We start from the raw sequence: 16,548 nt of genomic DNA on the forward strand, positions 1-16,548 counted from the left end.
AAGATCTACATGGGGGCCCTGAACCGCAAGACCTCCTCCTGGCGTTACGCCAACATCCGCTCGGCCTCCGTGGCCGCGGCCATCGAGCTGTACGGCGCCAACAGCGCCGAGTGCAACAGCACCAAGGCCGCCTGGAGCGCCGTCAGCGTCGCCGCCGCCTCCGGCGAGCCCGCCTGCGGCACCGCCGGCCCCGACTTCTCGCTGTCGCTCAACCCGTCCTCCGGCAGCGCCCAGCCCGGCGCCACCACCACGACCACGGTCAACACCCAGACGACCTCGGGCAGCGCCCAGACCGTCAACCTCACCGCCTCCGGACTGCCCAGCGGCACCACCGCCAGCTTCAACCCGGCCTCGGTGACCTCCGGCAACTCCTCCACGCTGACCCTGTCGGTCGGCGCCTCCACCGCCCAGGGCACCTACCCGATCACCATCACGGGCACCGGCTCCACCACGCACACCGCGACCTACACCCTCACGGTCGGCACCGGCGGCCCCGGCCGGACGTTCACCAACAACACCGACTACCAGATCAGGGACTACTCCACCACCCAGAGCTCGATCACGTCCAACGCGACGGGCACCGCGGTCTCCCCGGTGAAGTTGTCCATCACGATCAGCCACACCTGCGCCGAGGACCTGAACATCCGGCTCCGCGGCCCGAACGGCACCTTCTACCTGGTCGACGCCTACGGTGGCACCAGCTGCACGCAGTACGGCACCAGGACCTTCTCGGTCCCGGTCAGCCAGCAGGCCGCCGGCACCTGGACGCTCGACATCAGGGACGTCTACGCCGGTGACACCGGATTCCTGGACACCTGGAGCATCACGCTCTGAGCGTCGTCAATCAGAGGTGGCGAGCCCCGGCCGGTCCTCCGGCCGGGGCTCCTTCACGTCGCCGGCGGATGCGCGCGCCGAGTTCCGGGTTCGTCCGGGCGGGCCGCCGTTCAGATGTCCCCGCCCATGGCGGCCGCGGCTGCTGAGAGGTTGACGTAGTCGCGCAGACGGGTGATCCGCCCCTCGCGAACGGTGAGGACGATCAGGTTGGGCAGCGCGAACTCGCCGGTGGCCGCGCTGGTCCCGAGGGCCTCCTGCTCGACGACGATCGTTCCCGGATCGCCGGTGTCATGGACGGCGAGGGTGCGGTAGCGCTCGTACGTCAGCGGGTGGTCCCGCCAGCCCGCGGTGATCCAGTTCACGATCTCGTCCCGGCCCGCGAGCCGGGACGGCAGACCCGGGCCGGTGAACGGGAACTCGTGGACCGCGTCGAGGGCGTAGAGGCGCCGCAGCTCGTCGGCGGACCGCGTGACGGCGGCCCGGCGCCAGCGTTCCAGCACCGCACGCGGACCGGCTTCCTGCCCGTCGAGCGCCGCCCGCCGGGCGGTCACCCTGCGGCGGCTGATCCGCCAGCCGTCGGATCGGCGGATGAGGACGTCGTCGTAGACGACGCTGCCGGCCGTTCCGTCGGCCTTGATGCCGATCCCCTTGGACCGGACCCGGGCCGAACGATCGTCGATCGGCGTGATCAAAATGTTGGTGACGTGATGGCCGACCGGGTTGGCGTCGCCCACCGCGAACGCGGCCGCGCGGACGGCGGCGATCCCGTGCAGGCAGCCGAGGCCGAAGTCGTCCAGGTCGTAGACGACGTCCGGGGTGAACAGCTCGTCGGCCCGGTCCAGCTCGCCGGCGTCGGTGAGGTGGCCGTGAAGATGGATCACGTCGGTGATGTCGGTTCTGTCTTGTTCCGTCAGCGCCATGGGGGCGGCCCTCCATGCTCCGGGTGAGCCACGCCAGTAAGGTGAGGCATAGTCCGGTTACGTGGGCACGGTAGCGGACTGTGTCCCCGGTAAGCAAGGATGGGCGACCGTGACGGCAGGCCACGATCCACGATCCCGCGAGGGGCGTCCGATGCGCGCGGACGCCCGGCGCAACTACGAGCAGCTGGTCGAGCAGGCGAGAATCGCGTTCGCCGAGTCCGGCGTCGACGCCTCCCTGGACGAGATCGCCCGGCGGGCAGGGGTGGCCAGCGGGACGCTCTATCGGCATTTCCCCACCCGGCTGGATCTCATCGAGGCGGTGCTCGCCGGGCAGATGGCCGACCTGGTCGACCTCGGCCACCGGCTGCTGGCGGCCGAGAACGCGTTCGACGCGGTGTCCGGGTGGTTGCGTGCCGCGCTCGCGCACGGCCTGACCTATCGAGGTCTGTCGGCGGCCGTGATGAACGCGGCGCTTGATCGCGAGACCGACCCGGTGGCGAACTGGCACGCGCAGATGTTCGAGGTGGGAGCCGCGTTGCTGGCCAGGGCGCGGCGGGCAGGCGCGATCGTCGCCGAGGCGGACGACGCGGACGTGCTGAGGATGGTCGGCGCGATCGCCTGGGCCGCCCAGGACACCCCCGACAGCCCGGCGCGCGCCGACCGCCTGCTCACCCTCCTGCTGAACGGGCTCCGCCACGGCGACGTCCGGCCATGACCCTTGCCGGCGATCGGGTCAGGCGTTCTCGCGGGCGTCATTGCGGAGGCTGAGGAAGACCAGCACGATCCCGATGTAGGTGCACAGCCGCACCGCGTCGGGGATGCCGTTCCAGGTGCCGTTCATCCACATGCCGAACCACTCGCCGCCGATGGCCTGGAAGCCGAAGAACCACAGCAGCAGGGCGACCGTGCAACCGACGACGCCCCACCGCTTGGACCGCTGGAAGGCCGCGTCGTCGCGGCCGACGGCCCTGACCTGCTGCCAGGCCGACACGAGACAGGTCACCATGATGACCGCCTCGGTGAGGATGACGCCGACGTAGGCGACGTGATGCGCCCACGTCCACGGGATGGCGCGGTAGTTGATCTGGCTGACCGCGGCGAGCTCGGGCTTCTGCGCGTCCATGGCCAGCACGTGCCGGACGAACTCGAAGTTCGTGCCGTAGTCGGTGAGGTTGCCGAACACGACGAGCAGCGCGAAGCCGCCGACGGTGAAGGTGAGCAGCGCCTTCGCCAGGCGAAGGGCGACGATGGTGTCGAAGCGGGCCAAGGTTCTTTCCTTTGACATCTCTGAGATCGAATGAGCACACGAGCCCAGAGGAGGTGTCCTGCACAGGGGAAAGATCCACGGGGCCCGCTCGCCCGGCGTGGAGGAACTCGCCGGGCCGCTCCACTGGCTCCGTCACTGGCGGCGACGTCGCGGGCCCCTCAGCCTGAGGTGGAACAACGTGACTCATAGTAGCCGACTCCGCAAAGCACACATAAAGGCGCAGGCTCGCGCCGAGCGGCGCGAGCGGTCCCGGACGCGGCTCACCGGCCGCCGATGTCGTCGCTCCACAGCCGGGGCGAGCGCCGTTGGAACTCCGACATCAGCGCGATGCACCGCTCATCGGCCCGGACCTCGACGTCGACGCCGTGTCCGCGCAGGAAGCCGACGTCCCCCGCGTAGGTCACCCGTTCGGCGATGACCACCCGCGGGATCTGGAACAGGATGATCGCCCCGCTGCACATCGGGCACGGCGACAACGTCGTGTACAGCGTCGTGCCGGCGTAGGAGGATCGCGATCCCGCGTCGCGCAGGCAGGCCATCTCGCCGTGCGCCGTCGGATCACCTCGCTGGACGCGCTCGTTGTGACCCGCCCCGAGCAGGGCGGTGGGAGTGGCGAGCACCGCGCCGACGGGGATCCCGCCCTGATCGAACCCCGTCCGCGCCTGCTCGATCGCGATCTGCATCATGGCGTCGTCGTCCGGCCACGGCGGCCCGTCCTTCATGACTGCCCTCCCGGCGAAGGTGATGGTCCGGTCTGCTGGAAGTTGTCATCCCCGTCCACGGCCTTGGAGAAGGCTGATCGCAGCAAAACAACGGTGGCGACCGGCGACGGGGCGCCAGGAGCTCGGCGACCTTGGCGAGGGTCCCGGTGTGCGGGCGGCGGGCGCGGACGGTGAGCCGTCCCTCACCGGCGAGTTCGGCGAGCCGGTCGAGCTCGGCCGCGGCCTCGGCACAGTCACGGATCGGGGCGACGCGGACCTCTCCCGGACGGTGGCCGGTCTCACGGTGCACGGCCAGGGCGAGGCGGCCCTGGCGGCCCGCAGACCTCGCCGAGATTGCGGGCGACCATGCCGTCGGTGTCGCCGGGACGGAGCGGCTGCCCGCACACTGATCACTTCTTCGGCCGACCCCTGACCCTGGGACCGGTCACGGACTCTGCGAGATCCGAAGTCCGGCGCCTCTCACCGCGCTTCACCCCACGCACTGAGCCGTGCCGGCGCGGTGGCGTCCTTGGGTTCCTGCCGCAGCGCAGGCAGGAGAGGGGCCGCGTGCACGAGTGACAGCCTGATCTTCGTCCCGGCGAGGGCTCACAGGCGTCTCCGCCGTCATCACTCCTGAGCGGGCCATTCCTCGGCCAGGAGCGCGTATGAGAGACCGTCGAGCCATCCCTTGGTGCGGTGGAGTGAGTCTCTCACCGTGTGCTGTTCGCGGCGCATCCCGACCCGCTCCATCAGCCGCCACGAGGATTCGTTGTCGTAGAAGCAGTCCGCGTGCAGGCGGCGCAGGCCAAGACTCCTGAAGGAGATGTCGATGAGGGCGCGCACCGCTTCGGTGGCGTAGCCCTTGCCGCCGTAGGCGGGATCGAGCGTCCACCCGAGCTCTCCTTGGACGCTTCTCGCCTGGTCAGCGACCTCTTCCTGGGCCCAAGCGTCCTGGACCCTCAGTGTCAGGTCGCCGATCACCCGGCCGTCCAGTTCGATGATGAGCAGGTCTGCGAGCCGCTCCGCGCTGAGGAAACGCTCACGGTAGTCGTCGTAGGTCTTTGTGGCGGCCGCGATCCATTCCTGGGTCTCCGGCAGCTGCCGGTAGGCCCAGGTCGCGTCCAGGTCGTCGGGGGCAGCTCGGCGCAACAGCAGCCGCTCGGTGGAAATCGGCCAGTCCAGCGTGTCAAGAGGGTGGCGCATGGGCCCTCATGGTGACAGCGGGCTGTGGTGACACACAAACGAATTATCGCGGACGACGTCTCCGAGAACGACACGGCGATCGCCCTCCAGCAACCGACAGGACACCGAAGCGACCAGCGCGGCCGCCGTCGGTCGGCAGACAGGCTGCCCTCACACTGGGTCGCCAAGCGCACCACGGAGACAACCAGGCATGTCCGGATTCGGCGCCTCCGTCTGTCAAGGACATCCCGCACTATCGTTGCGGCATGAACACCCCGGCGGCGGAAGCCGACATCGACGTCGACCTTGTCGACCGCCTGATCCGCGTGCAGCACGCGGATCTGGCAGGCCCGCTCACCCCCGTCGCCAACGGCTGGGACAACGTCATCTACCGCCTGGGGACGGACCTGTCCGTACGGCTGCCGCGCCGCCAGGTCGCCGTCGACCTCATCGTCAACGAGCAACGCTGGCTGCCGGTCCTGGCCGAGTACGTCGAGGTCGCACTGCCCATCCCCGTCCGGGTCGGCGTGCCCGGCGAGGGCTACCCGTGGCCGTGGACGATCGCGCCCTGGTTCGAAGGCCGCACGGTCGCCGACGTGCCGCCGCCCGACCGCTCCGGCATCGCCGTTCCGCTGGCCGACTTCATGACAGGCCTCCACCGGCCCGCACCGCCTGAGGCGCCGCGTAACCCCGTCCGCGGCGTCCCGCTCACCGCCCGCGACGAAGTGGTACGGCAACGCCTACAGTCCATTTCCCGATCAGCTGACCTTCTCCCCCTCTGGGAGAAGCTGGCCGCCCTCCCGCCCTGGCAGGGCCCCGCGCTCTGGCTCCACGGCGATCCGCACCCGGGAAACCTCCTGCTCAACGGGGAAGAGCTGGCGGCTGTCCTGGACTTCGGCGACCTCACCAGCGGCGATCCCGCCACCGACCTTGCCGCCGCGTGGCTGGTGTTCGACGAGAACGCGCGCGACGTCTTCCGATCGCACGTGGACGCTGACGAGATGACCTGGGAACGCGCACGAGGCTGGGCCCTCGTCATGGGCACCGCTCTGGCCGCCCACTCGGCCGACAACCCCAGCATGGCGGCCATCGGCGAACACGTCCTCGACCAGGTGCTTCTCACCTAGAGGTGTAACGCAGCACCTGACAGAGCAGCGTGGCTCGGTTGTCGGCGGCGAGTTCGCCGCGCGCAACGGGGGGCTGCGACGGCTTGTCGGTCGCCACCGGCCGTTCCCTTGTCGGTCAAGCCCCGACTTGGCAGCCGATGAGGCGAAGACGGCCGGCACCGTCCTCGACGTTCAGCGCCAGGATCTCCGCGGCCCGGGCGGTCGGTGGCGCCGCGGATCAGCAAGCCTGCTACCAGGTGACAGAGCCCCGGCGGCGCAGCCGGAAGGCGACCGCCGACACCCACAACATCGCGCTGGTCACGCCGACGGCCAGGGACACCGAACCCCCTTGGCCGCCGCTCATCGTCCAGCCGTTCCCGGCGATGACGGCCACGCCCGCCAGGAAGGACGCGACGGCCGAGCCCGCAGCTGCGGCCCGGGAGAAGTGGCGGCCGAGCACGAAGCAGGCCGCCGCCAGGGCGATGAAGGCGATCGAGCCGGAGGCCATGTGCAGCCCGGCGTGCCAGCTCATCGTCGCGGGCGGGCCCGCGGGGGTGCCGACGGGGAAGCCGTCGCCGGCGTCCATCCGGAAGATCCCCGCGAGGATCATCCCGATGCCGTTGACCAGCAGGAGGCGGGGCAGCCACCGGCCGGGGACGGTCCGGCGCAGCCCGTACGAGCCGGCGATCACCAGCGCCCCGACGACCAGGAAGTCGGCCACCTGGACCCAGCCGAGCGACCCGACCGACAGCTGGCTGAGCGGGTGGCGGACGATGTCGAAGCCCTCACGGGTGAGCACCTGGGCCAGGTTGACCGCCGTCCACAGGGGAGCGGCGACGGAGCCCGCGGCCAGCAGGGTGCGGGTCGAGGAGGTGGTGGGGGAGGTGGGGGCGATGGCGGTCATGTGCCGTGTCCTTTCGTGTTCTACTGCATACGCGACGAACGAGCGATGTGACAGGGAACGCACATGAGATTTCTGCTGACGAACGTGAGCGAGCGGCGCGACGACGAGACGCTGCACGTCGAGATGGGCAGGTTCATCCAGGAGCTCACCGAGGCGGGCGTGCTGCTCGCCACCGGAGGCATGGAGCTGGGCGGCACCGTGCTCAGGTCCGCGGGCGGCGAGCTGACCGTGACCGACGGGCCCTTCGCCGAGGCCAAGGAGATGGCGGGCGGCTTCGCGCTGGTCGAGGTCGGTTCGCGGGAGGAGGCGCTGGAGGTCTCGCGGCGCTTCTTCGCGGTCGTCGGCGACGGCGAGTGCCACATGCGCCAGATCTACTGATGGACGCCGTCACGACGGTCTGGCGGGAGGAGTCCGCGCGGATCGTCGCCGGGCTGGCCCTGATGCTCGGCGACGTGGGCCTGGCCGAGGAGTTCGCCCAGGACGCGCTGGTCGCCGCGCTGGAGACCTGGCCCCGTGACGGCGTACCGGACAGGCCGGGCGCGTGGCTGACGACCACCGCCAAGCGGCGCGCCCTCGACCACCTGCGCCGCACCAGGCGGCAGGACCACGCGCGCCGCGACCTTGAGCCCGAGCAGCCCGGAGACCGCGAACGGCCGGAACAGGCCGAGGCCGGCGACGACGTATTGCGGCTGATGTTCGTCTCCAGCCATCCCGTGCTGCCCGCCGAGGAGCGGACCGCGCTGACGCTGCGGCTGCTCGGCGGCCTGACCACCGCGGAGATCGCCCGCGCCTTCCTGGTGCGGGAGGCGGTCGTGGCCGGACGCGTCGCGCGCGCCAAGCGCACGCTCGCCGACGAGGGGGTGCCGTTCGAGCTGCCGCAGGGGCCCGAGCTGGCCGTACGGCTGGCGTCCGTGCTGGAGGTCATCTACCTGATCTTCAACGAGGGTTACTCGGCCACGGCGGGCGAGGACCTGACGCGGCCCGCCCTGGCGCTGGAGGCGCTACGGCTCGGACGGCTGCTGGCCGGGCTGGCGCCGGGCGAGTCCGAGGTGCACGGGCTGGTGGCGCTGATGGAGATCCAGCAGTCGCGCGCGGACGCCCGTACCGGGCCGTCGGGGGAGCTGGTGCAACTGCACGAGCAGGATCGGGGACGGTGGGACCGGGAGCTGATCGCGCGCGGGTTCGCCTCCATGCTGAGGGCGCGGGAGGCGGGCGGAGGGCTCGGGCCGTACGTCCTTCAGGCGGCGATCGCGGTGTGTCACGCGCAGGCGGCCGGGGCGGCCGACACGGACTGGGAGCGGATCGCGGCCCTCTACGGCCCGCTGGTACGGCTGCTGCCCTCGCCGGTGGTCCGGCTCAACCAGGCGGTCGCCGTCGGCATGGCGACCGGGCCGGAGGCGGGGCTGGCGCTGATGGACCCGCTGCTGTCGGACCCGGCGCTGCGGGACTACCCGCCGCTGTCCGCCGTCCACGGCGACCTGCTGGCGCGGGCGGGACGTGACACCGAGGCCGCGACGGCGTTCGAGCGGGCCGCCGCCCTCACCCGCAACGCCGCCGAACGCGCCTTCCTCCTCGCCCGCGCCGCCCGCCACCGCACCGCCTCCCCCCTCGCCCGTACGGCGGGCACTGGGGACATGGCCCTGCTCGGCGACGCGGCGGACCGGTTCCTGGCACGTACGGACCTGGACGCCGGGACGATCCGGTCGTACGGGCAGACGTTGCGACGGCTGAGCCTGGACCTGGGGGCCGCCACGCCGCTGGCCGACATCACCCCCGCCCTGGTGGCCAGGGTGTTCGCCGCCGCCTGGAGCACGGCCGCGCCCAGAACCTGGAACCGCCACCGCGCGGCCGTACGGTCGTTCGGCGCGTGGGCGGGCCTCGGCGACCTGACGGCCGAGCTGCCCAGGAAGCACGACGACCGCAGGAGACGCCCCGCCGTCGACGACCGGGCACTGGCCGCGCTCTGGCGGCACCCGTCGACGCGGGAGAGGGCACTGTGGCGGCTGGTGCACGAGTCGGGCGCCTCGGCCGCCGCCGTCCTCACGCTCAACGTCGAGGACCTCGACCTGCCCGCCCGCCGCGCGGCTACGATCACGTGGGGCGACGGCGCCGCGCCCCTGCTGGAGGAGCTGGTCGCGGGCCGGACCCGCGGCCCCCTCTTCCTGGCCGACCGCAGGCCCGCCCCCGCCCGGACGCCGGACCCGGCCGACCTGTGCCCCGAGACCGGCAGACGCCGCCTGTCCTACGAACGCGCCGAGTACCTGTTCAAGCAGGCCTCGGGCGGCTTCACCCTGCACCAGCTCGCAGCGTCCGTACGCCGCTCGGCACCAGCACCACGCACAGCAACGCGGTGACCCAGCAACGCACCGTCGCGGGCGCTGACCAGCCGGCTCGGATCCCCAGCGGCTGACACCGACTCGGCAAACCTCATGGCGGGGAACTCGCCACCGGTTACGGTGCTGGCATGCTGGTGCGCCTGCTGTGGAAGTCTCTGCCCGAGTCGTGGCCGCAAGCGGCGCCCCCGCCGCCGGCGGGGCTGCGCGGCTTGGTCGCCCGGATCCGGGGGATGGCCGCGGGCGCGTCGCGGGACGACGATGTCGAGCGGCGCATGCGGCGGGGGGCGATGCAGGCGATCGTCCGTGAGTCCTTCCAGCAGACGGTGGCCGAGCAGGACGGCGAGCATCGCGGACCGGCCCTGTTCGCTGAGGCGTGGAAGGCCCGTCTGGCCGCTTTCCTGGCACAGGAGAGCGTCGAGGTGACGGGCTGGGGCGAGATCGTCATCGCCGAGTTGGACACCGATCTGGGATGGAGCCTGTACGAGGCGGCCAGCCGTGCCCGAGCAGAGGCGATCGCGCGGGCCGCGGCCACGCCGGGCCGTCGCCGAGGGTCGGATGACGGGCCGACCGTGTCGTATGAGTTCTCGATCGCCGCGGGTGAAGAGGGTTCGTTCGGACGCGTCCGGTACGCGATCTGTGAGCCGTGCGGAGTCGGCCTGCTCAAGAAGATCAGTTTCTCGCCCGAGTGGCAGTGCTGCGGGTTCGGCACGCTGGCCCTGCGCGAGCTGGAGACCCGCCACCCGAGCCTGACCTGGTACACCACCGGCCAGTACGCGCACGCTCAGGGCTTCTATCAGCGATACCGGCGCCGCAGCACCAGCCCCTGGACCGCCGATCAACAGCCATGCCCGCACTTTTGACGGCCAGCTCCAGGCCGGTGCCGATATGGCGCTTCCACCCCGCAAGCCCTGTTCGCCGTCGACCAGGACGATGCCGCGGAATCCGTCCAGTTCGGGCTCGAACGCCCATGCCCCGGCCGGCCCTGGCGGGATGTGGTCGGCGGCCTTGGCCGGGCGTTCCCCGCCGTCCAGCGGCCCCACCGGAAGCTGATCTGGCCGATTCAGGTCCTTGATGGCGCGCCGGATCTTCGCCGGACGCGTCTTCGCTGCAGTCACCGGCACGCCGAGCAGCGTCCCGATCTCGTGCCATGACCGGCCGTTCCCGCGCGCGGCCTCAACCAGGGCCGGCTCGTCCTCCAGCAGTTGCGCCGGTCAGCCGAACCGCAGGACGAACCGCCCGCGAACGCCGCGCCGTTCGAGCGAGCGATGCGCCTCGGCGGCTCGGGAGGCCGGCAGTTCGCCGGCCACGCGGACGGTGAGCCGTCCCTCACCGGCGATTTCGGCGAGCCGGTCGAGCTCGGCCGCGGCCTCGGCGTAGTCGCGGACGAAGATCGGGACGACGCGGACCCGGTCGGTCCCGTCACCCTGGTAACCGCGGACGGTGACGACGGTGCCGCCGTCCTTGACCACAGGCAGCACGGCGGCCTCCAGCACGGCCGCGTCGACGAGCCCGTCCACGCCACCCGGGTGGTGACGGCGGACCATTGCGGCGAAGTCGTCGCCCCGCGGCACGACTTCGTCGGCTCCGCACTCGCGGACGAACGTCTCGTCCCGCTGGGCGGCGTCGGCCACGACGACCAGCCCGGCCTGCTTGGCGAGCTGGACGACGTACCCGCCGACGGTGCCCGCTGCGCCGGTGACGGCGACCGTCGCGCCGGCCGGGAGCGCCAGCGTGTCGAGTGCGAGCCGGGCGGTGAGCCCGTTCATCGGGATGGTGGCGGCCTGGACGTCCGAGAGCCCGGCCGGGATCTTCGCCACCGAGCGCGCCGACACGACGAGGTCTGCCCGGTAGCCGCCGTGCGCACCTGAGGGCACCACGATGGCCATGACGGCGTCCCCGATCGTGAACGGACGCTCGACGGCGGGACCGATCTCGGTGATCACGCCGGCAACCTCCATGCCCGGCACCCGCACCGCGTCCGCCTCGTCCTGCCGCGGACGAGAACGGATCATCGCGTCGGCCGGGTTCACCGTGGCACTGCTCACCCCGATCCTGACCTGACCGGGACCGATCGGTTCGGCCACCAGGTCGAACTCGCCGAGAGCGTCCGGTCCGCCTGGCTGCGTCACTCCGATTGCCTGGACCATGGTCGTTCGTCCTCCTTGTTCGTCGCCGCCTGGGCGGCGATGGGCACGGTCCGGCCGCGCCGCCGACGAGTCGCGGCGTCTGGCCGACCCGGTTCGGCTACGGCGATGTGGGGGCGTGCAGACCCTCCAGCAGCAGGCTGCACACCTCGTCGAGTTCGGCGCCGATGCCGGGGTTCTGCCATTCGGCCGCGTGGGCGAGGTGGTGGAACTTGGCAGTGGCGTTGAAGACCACGTGGGCGGTGGCCTGCGCGTCGCCGGTGCGGAGGCTGCCGTCGGCGGCGCCGTCGGCGATGATGGCTGTCAGCTGGCCCAGGAGGTCGGCGACGTGGTCGGTGGCGACGCTGCTGTGCGCGGCCGCGAGGATTCCATAGGCGGCGAACAGCTCCGGGTCCTCGCGAATCTTGGCCTGCTTCACGGCCAGGACGGCGTGCAGCCAGGCGCGCAGCCGCCGCGCCGGCGGGACCGCGCGGTCGGCGGCGATGACGGCGAGGGCGTCACGGTTGCGGTCGAGCCAGCGCCGGGTCACGGCCTCGCGCAGCGCCTGCTTGGAGGGGAAGTGCTTGTAGACGGCGGCGTGGCTGACCCCGAGAGCCCGGGCGACGTCGACGACCGTTGCCTTGTCCGGTCCGTGGCGGCGCAGGATCTCCTCGGTGGCGGCCAGGATGGCGTTCGCGTCCAGCGGGGTTCGGGCGGGCATCAGCGCCTGCCGCCGGTTCGTTCGCTGTCCAGTAGCGCGAGCAGGGCGGGGGCGTAGCGTTCTCCCGCGGCCGCCCCTCGGGGGACGGCCTGCTCGATCGCGTCCAGGTCGTCCTCGGTCAGCCGCAGGCCGGCGGCGTCCACCGCCTCGGTGACGCTGCGCGGTCGGCCGGCCCCGACCAGCGCGACGATGTCCCGATGCGCGCGACCCTGAGCCAGCACCCACGCGATCGCGAGTTGCGCGACCGTGGCGCTGCGGGAGGTGGCGATCTCCCGCAGCCGCTCGACCAGCGCGAGGTTGGTCTCGATGTTGCCGGCGGCGAAGCGGGGCAGGTGCCCGCGATGCCGTGCGTCGCCGGCCGACGGTCGCCACGTCCCGGTCAGCATTCCTTGGGCGAGCACCCCGTAGGCGGTGACGCCGATGCCCAGCTCTCGGCAGGTGGGCAGGATCTCGTCCTCGACGCCGCGGCTGAACAGTGAGTACTCGATCTGGACGTCGGTGATCGGGTGCACGGCGTGGGCGCGGCGGATCGTCTCGGCGCCGACCTCGGACAGCCCGATGCCGCGCACGTAGCCCTTCTGTACCATCTCGGCGACGGCGCCGACGGTCTCCTCGATCGGGACGGCCGGGTCCAGCCTGGCCGGGCGATAGATGTCCACGTAGTCGGTGCCCAGCCGTTGGAGCGAGTAGCCCAGGAAGTTCGGGATCGCGTCCGGCCGGCCGTTGATGCCGCGCATGCTGCCGTCCACGCCGAACAACGCGCCGAACTTCACGCTCACCACGGCGCGGTCGCGATCGGCGGGTCGCAGCGCCTGCCCGATGAGCGTCTCGTTGTGCCCCATCCCGTAGTGGTCGGCCGTGTCGATGAACGTGATCCCGGCGTCGAGCGCGTGGCGAAGCGTCGCGATGCTCTGCTCGTCGGCGCTGGGTCCGTACGCGCCGGACATGCCCGCACAACCGAGGCCGACCGCCCCCACGCAGACGTCGGTGCCGAAGGTTCTCTGCTCCATACGAGAAACGCTAAGCCGGATCGGTAACAGATGTCAAAACTTGTAACCTGACACCTTGGGGGGCGCGATCGCGGGCGGAAGGCCTTGGTGGGGCAGCCCTCCTCCGGCAAATCGGGTACGCGGGATTGTTAGTGACATATCTCCGTCGAGATGCTGGTCAGCGTCAAATGTTGCATTCCAAGCAAGGAGCCCATAAGTGCCGGCTCCCGCCGGCGCCGCGACGCCGAGCGCTTCCGGCGACGCCGTACAGACAAGCTTGGACAAGCTGGTTCGCCCTGGCGATTTCCCCGGCGTCGTGGCCGCGGTGCGGGGACGCGACGGCCGGGTGCGCGACTACACCGCCGGCGTGGCGGACCTGGAGACGCGCGCCAAGGTGCCCGCCAACGGGACGGTACGCATCGGCAGCCACACCAAGACGTTCGCCGCCACCGTCGTCCTGCAACTGGCCGGCGAGGGCAAGCTCGACCTGGACGCGCCGATCGAGAAGTACCTGCCCGGCGTGGTCCGCGGCAACGGCAACGACGGCCACAGGATCACGATCCGCCAGCTGCTGCAGCACACCTCCGGCCTGCCGGAGTACACGAACTTCACGACGTTGTTCGGCGTCCGGCACACCTATTTCGAGCCGCGGGACCTGATCGACAAAGCCCTCACACAGAAGCCGGAGTTCGCCCCGGGCAAGAGCTGGAAATACACCAACACGGGATATGTACTGCTCGGCCTGATCGTGCAGAAGGTCACGGGCCGGCCCATGGGGGAGGAGGTCACCAACCGGATCATCAAGCCGCTCGGCCTGCGGGACACCTACTGGCCCGGCGTCGGCGAGCAGACCATCCGCGGCAACCACCCGAACGGCTACCACGCCGACAAGAGCGGAAAGCTGGTGAAGTTCACCGAGATGGACCCCTCCTGGGGCTGGACGTCCGGCAACCTCATCAGCACCCCGCGCGACGTCACCCTTTTCCTGGGCGCGCTGCTGGGCGGCGACCTGCTCAAGCCGGCCCAGCTGAAGGAGATGAAGCAGACCACCGACTCTCCGGCACTCCCGCGCGGCTGGGGGTACGGGCTCGGCCTGTTGAAGATCAAGCTGAGCTGCGGCGGCCACGCGTGGGGCCACGGCGGCGACATCCCCGGTTACGAGACCCGCAACGGCGTCACCGAGGACGGCCGGAGCGCCACACTCACCGTGACCGCGCTGCCGACCTCAGACGACAGCGCCGACCGCGTCGACAGCACCCTCGACGCCATGCTCTGCGCCCAGAAGTAGGGTCGCGCCCGGCTTCGGGCTCGTCCGTGTGGACGGGCCCGAAGCCCGGCGGCTCGCCTCCGGGGCGTCGCACCTCGCCGGCGACCATCCGGCCGGCCGGTCGTCGGACGACGTGCCGGCTATGTCAGTCGGTCGTGCCGGCGTGCACGGCGATGATTCGCCAGCCGTGCGTCTCGTCGTACAGCCACGTACGGGTGTAGCGCATCCTGGCCGCGAACGGCGTGCCGGAGACGGTCCCTTCGACGGTGCCGAGGAACCACGTCACCCCGGTGCGCCCATCGGCGAGCACGGTCAACTCCTCCTCGGCCACCTTCGTCAGCACCTGCGTCCGAGTGCGGTGCAGCTCCAGGTCGTCCGCCTTGGTCGCAACGTTCGCACCGAAGGTGAAGATCAGCCGATCATCCAGCAGCCGATCCAGCGCCTCGACATCTCCAGCAAGCTGCGCGGCCTGGAGCCGGCGCTCGGCGTCCCGCAAGTCTTCCATCATGAGGTCCACCCTCCCAGCCGGCGCCGTACCAGCGCCAGGACGTTCACGCTCGGCTGATCTTCGCAGCTCGATCCAGGGGGCACGGGGCATCGCGTCGCGAGCGGACCGGGGAGCGTCCTTCCGATGCGTCGCTCACGAGGGGGGCGACTGCTGCGGGGCCGGGTCGTCGGTCCAGCCCAGTCGTTCCACCACGTACGCCGAGGAGCCGTCGGCCTCCTGGACGGCGAGCAGCTGCCCGCTGTCCCGGTCGATGATGATCTGCTGACGGGTGGACGCCTGGCCGTAGGTCAGCGCGACCCCGGTACGGCCGTCGATGTCGGTGACGTCGTTCTCCACCCGCACCCCCGGCAGTCCGGCGAGCACGCGGTAGAGCGCGGCCCTGGTGGCCGGGGTGCTCTCGACGTCGAGGAGCAGCCATTTGCTCGCCCCCCACAACCACGCCTCCGGGGCCTCCTCGTCGTTGGCCGCCAGCATCTCGGCCTTGAGCGCCTGGGGTTCGGCGGGCAGTTCCGTCACCGGCTTCCTCGTCAACTTCAGCGGGGTGAAGTAGGTCTTTCCCGACAGGCAGCCGTCGCACAGGTCGGGCGAGCCCGCGGCCTTCCACGCCTGTTCGTCGGCGGGCGTGAGCGGCTTGGCGGAGACGGGCCCGCGCCGCGTCCGGTATCCGAGGTCCCGGTTCGCCCACAGCACGTCTCTGACCCGCTGCTCGACGGTGTAGGTCGCGGTCTTCGTCCGCAACACCTGCGTCATCTCCCGCCGCCACCACGCCCCGGTTCCCGGCGGCTGGGCGGCCAGCCGGTCGGCCGCCGCGTCGAGCACCGCGTCCGCCCGCGGGATCGTCGCGGTCTGGACGCCCGTCCCGCCCAGGAGGGGCACCGCCACGAAACCGCCGGTCAGCACCGCGCCGACCGCCGCCGCCGCGAGCGTCACCTTGGGCCAGACCGGCCGGCGCCGCCGCCGGGCGGCGCCCGTCATGCGGGCGCGGGCGGCCGTCATGGTGGCGTGCCCGGCGGGCGGCACCTGCGGCATCACCTCGTCGATGAGCTGGAATTCCTTCATCACACCTCAACTCCCAACGCGTCACGAAGTTTGGTCCTGGCCCGGCTCAGCCGGGAGGCGACGGTGCCGTAGGCGATGCCGAGCGCCGCCGCCACCTCGTCGTAGGTCAGCTCGCCGTAGGCGACGAGCAGCACCACGTCGCGCTCGCCGCGCGACAGCCCGGCAAGTGCGGCCGACAGTTGCCGGACGGTCACCCGCGCCGCGACCCGATCGACCACCCGCTGGTCGTGGTTGTCCTCGTCGGCGGGCGGCCCGGACCTGGCCAGCGCCCGGTATCGCCGGAGCTCGGCACGCCGGTGCCGGCCGATGAGCTTGGTGGCGATGCCGTACAGCCAAGGTCTGATGCCGCCTTTGGCGGCGTCGAATCCGGCACGCCGGCGGAAGGCGATCAGGAAGGTCTCGGCGGCGAGGTCCTCGGCGACGTCGAGGTCGAGGCGGCGGCCGATGTAGCTGCGGATCTCCTCGTAGTGGGCATCGAAGAGGGCGGAGAATCGCTCGGGATCGGCGACCGCTCCGTCGAGGAACGTGGTCATGCACGGGTCTCTCTCGCCGGGAATGTCGGACACTACTGATTGCCCGGTCGCCGCCCACCCTTCCACGCGAGTTCGGCCCCTCGGCTGCCGACCGATCG

The 16,548-nt window shown here is 71.4% G+C and carries 18 protein-coding genes; 7 read left to right on the forward strand and 11 right to left on the reverse strand.

The genetic code is table 11. From position 1 onward, the window contains the following. The coding region (locus ACWEJ6_RS38605) for a proprotein convertase P-domain-containing protein (RefSeq protein WP_452430267.1) at nucleotides 1–834 on the forward strand (834 nt) is incomplete at its 5' end. A gap of 110 nt (nucleotides 835–944) precedes the next feature. Here ACWEJ6_RS38605 and ACWEJ6_RS38610 read toward each other — a convergent pair. Then, nucleotides 945–1,754: a nuclear transport factor 2 family protein gene (locus ACWEJ6_RS38610; RefSeq protein WP_452430269.1), complete on the reverse strand. Its 810-nt coding sequence runs from the start codon at nucleotides 1,752–1,754 to the stop codon at nucleotides 945–947. A 151-nt stretch (nucleotides 1,755–1,905) separates the two neighbouring features. Between ACWEJ6_RS38610 and ACWEJ6_RS38615 the strand changes: the two genes are divergently transcribed. Further along, nucleotides 1,906–2,469, forward strand: a complete 564-nt coding sequence (locus ACWEJ6_RS38615) for a TetR/AcrR family transcriptional regulator (RefSeq protein WP_452430271.1) — start codon at nucleotides 1,906–1,908, stop codon at nucleotides 2,467–2,469. An 18-nt stretch (nucleotides 2,470–2,487) separates the two neighbouring features. Here ACWEJ6_RS38615 and ACWEJ6_RS38620 read toward each other — a convergent pair whose 3' ends face one another. From ACWEJ6_RS38620 to ACWEJ6_RS38630, 3 genes are all read right to left on the reverse strand, one after another. Continuing rightward, entirely contained in the window at nucleotides 2,488–3,039 is a 552-nt protein-coding gene (locus tag ACWEJ6_RS38620; protein WP_358299645.1) for a DUF2165 family protein, read from the reverse strand. A gap of 242 nt (nucleotides 3,040–3,281) precedes the next feature. Beyond that, entirely contained in the window at nucleotides 3,282–3,743 is a 462-nt protein-coding gene (locus ACWEJ6_RS38625) for a nucleoside deaminase (RefSeq protein ID WP_452430273.1), read from the reverse strand. Nucleotides 3,744–4,349: 606 nt separating this feature from the next. Next, nucleotides 4,350–4,925, reverse strand: coding sequence for a GNAT family N-acetyltransferase (locus ACWEJ6_RS38630; RefSeq protein ID WP_452430276.1), 576 nt, complete (start codon nucleotides 4,923–4,925; stop codon nucleotides 4,350–4,352). Nucleotides 4,926–5,170: 245 nt separating this feature from the next. Here ACWEJ6_RS38630 and ACWEJ6_RS38635 point away from each other — a divergent pair, with 245 nt between their 5' ends. Continuing rightward, complete coding sequence (locus tag ACWEJ6_RS38635; RefSeq protein ID WP_452430278.1) at nucleotides 5,171–6,031, forward strand: aminoglycoside phosphotransferase family protein; 861 nt, start codon at nucleotides 5,171–5,173, stop codon at nucleotides 6,029–6,031. A 229-nt stretch (nucleotides 6,032–6,260) separates the two neighbouring features. On the opposite strand, the gene ACWEJ6_RS38640 is transcribed toward ACWEJ6_RS38635, so the two are convergent. Next, nucleotides 6,261–6,914 carry a DUF998 domain-containing protein gene (locus ACWEJ6_RS38640; RefSeq protein WP_452430280.1) on the reverse strand — a complete coding sequence of 218 codons (654 nt, stop codon included), beginning with the start codon at nucleotides 6,912–6,914 and terminating at the stop codon, nucleotides 6,261–6,263. 63 nt (nucleotides 6,915–6,977) lie between these two features. On the opposite strand from ACWEJ6_RS38640, the gene ACWEJ6_RS38645 reads away from it, so the two are divergent. The 3 genes from ACWEJ6_RS38645 (at nucleotide 6,978) to ACWEJ6_RS38655 (ending at nucleotide 10,110) form a co-directional block, all read left to right on the forward strand. Beyond that, nucleotides 6,978–7,292, forward strand: a complete 315-nt coding sequence (locus tag ACWEJ6_RS38645) for a YciI family protein (protein ID WP_387683120.1) — start codon at nucleotides 6,978–6,980, stop codon at nucleotides 7,290–7,292. Then, a complete protein-coding gene (locus ACWEJ6_RS38650; protein WP_452430283.1) occupies nucleotides 7,292–9,268 on the forward strand; it encodes a sigma-70 family RNA polymerase sigma factor in 1,977 nt (658 codons plus the stop codon). Before ACWEJ6_RS38645 ends, ACWEJ6_RS38650 begins: the two co-directional genes overlap by 1 nt. Nucleotides 9,269–9,378: 110 nt before the next feature. After that, nucleotides 9,379–10,110: a hypothetical protein gene (locus tag ACWEJ6_RS38655; protein ID WP_452430285.1), complete on the forward strand. Its 732-nt coding sequence runs from the start codon at nucleotides 9,379–9,381 to the stop codon at nucleotides 10,108–10,110. Nucleotides 10,111–10,461: 351 nt separating this feature from the next. Here the strand turns inward: ACWEJ6_RS38655 and ACWEJ6_RS38660 are convergent, their stop codons facing one another. From ACWEJ6_RS38660 to ACWEJ6_RS38670, 3 genes are all read right to left on the reverse strand, one after another. Beyond that, on the reverse strand, nucleotides 10,462–11,397 hold the full coding sequence (locus ACWEJ6_RS38660; protein WP_452430287.1) for an NADP-dependent oxidoreductase: 936 nt from the start codon (nucleotides 11,395–11,397) through the stop codon (nucleotides 10,462–10,464). A gap of 97 nt (nucleotides 11,398–11,494) precedes the next feature. After that, nucleotides 11,495–12,094 (reverse strand): TetR family transcriptional regulator, encoded by a 600-nt coding sequence (locus ACWEJ6_RS38665; protein ID WP_452430289.1) that lies wholly within the window; start codon nucleotides 12,092–12,094, stop codon nucleotides 11,495–11,497. Beyond that, complete coding sequence (locus ACWEJ6_RS38670) at nucleotides 12,094–13,104, reverse strand: aldo/keto reductase (protein ID WP_452430291.1); 1,011 nt, start codon at nucleotides 13,102–13,104, stop codon at nucleotides 12,094–12,096. The genes ACWEJ6_RS38665 and ACWEJ6_RS38670 overlap by 1 nt, the downstream gene beginning before the upstream one ends. A gap of 256 nt (nucleotides 13,105–13,360) precedes the next feature. Between ACWEJ6_RS38670 and ACWEJ6_RS38675 the strand changes: the two genes are divergently transcribed. Beyond that, the gene (locus ACWEJ6_RS38675; RefSeq protein ID WP_452430293.1) at nucleotides 13,361–14,371 is read left to right on the forward strand and encodes a serine hydrolase domain-containing protein; all 1,011 of its coding nucleotides are present in this window, start codon (nucleotides 13,361–13,363) and stop codon (nucleotides 14,369–14,371) included. A 124-nt stretch (nucleotides 14,372–14,495) separates the two neighbouring features. Here ACWEJ6_RS38675 and ACWEJ6_RS38680 read toward each other — a convergent pair whose 3' ends face one another. The 3 genes from ACWEJ6_RS38680 to ACWEJ6_RS38690 form a co-directional block, all read right to left on the reverse strand. Continuing rightward, entirely contained in the window at nucleotides 14,496–14,858 is a 363-nt protein-coding gene (locus ACWEJ6_RS38680; RefSeq protein WP_387683131.1) for a nuclear transport factor 2 family protein, read from the reverse strand. Between the two features lie 132 nt (nucleotides 14,859–14,990). Next, nucleotides 14,991–15,917: a CU044_5270 family protein gene (locus tag ACWEJ6_RS38685; protein ID WP_452430296.1), complete on the reverse strand. Its 927-nt coding sequence runs from the start codon at nucleotides 15,915–15,917 to the stop codon at nucleotides 14,991–14,993. Then, entirely contained in the window at nucleotides 15,917–16,450 is a 534-nt protein-coding gene (locus ACWEJ6_RS38690) for an RNA polymerase sigma factor (RefSeq protein ID WP_452430298.1), read from the reverse strand. Before ACWEJ6_RS38690 ends, ACWEJ6_RS38685 begins: the two co-directional genes overlap by 1 nt. Between the last annotated feature and the right edge of the window lie 98 nt (nucleotides 16,451–16,548).

This window comes from Nonomuraea sp. NPDC004702 (genome assembly GCF_053601695.1).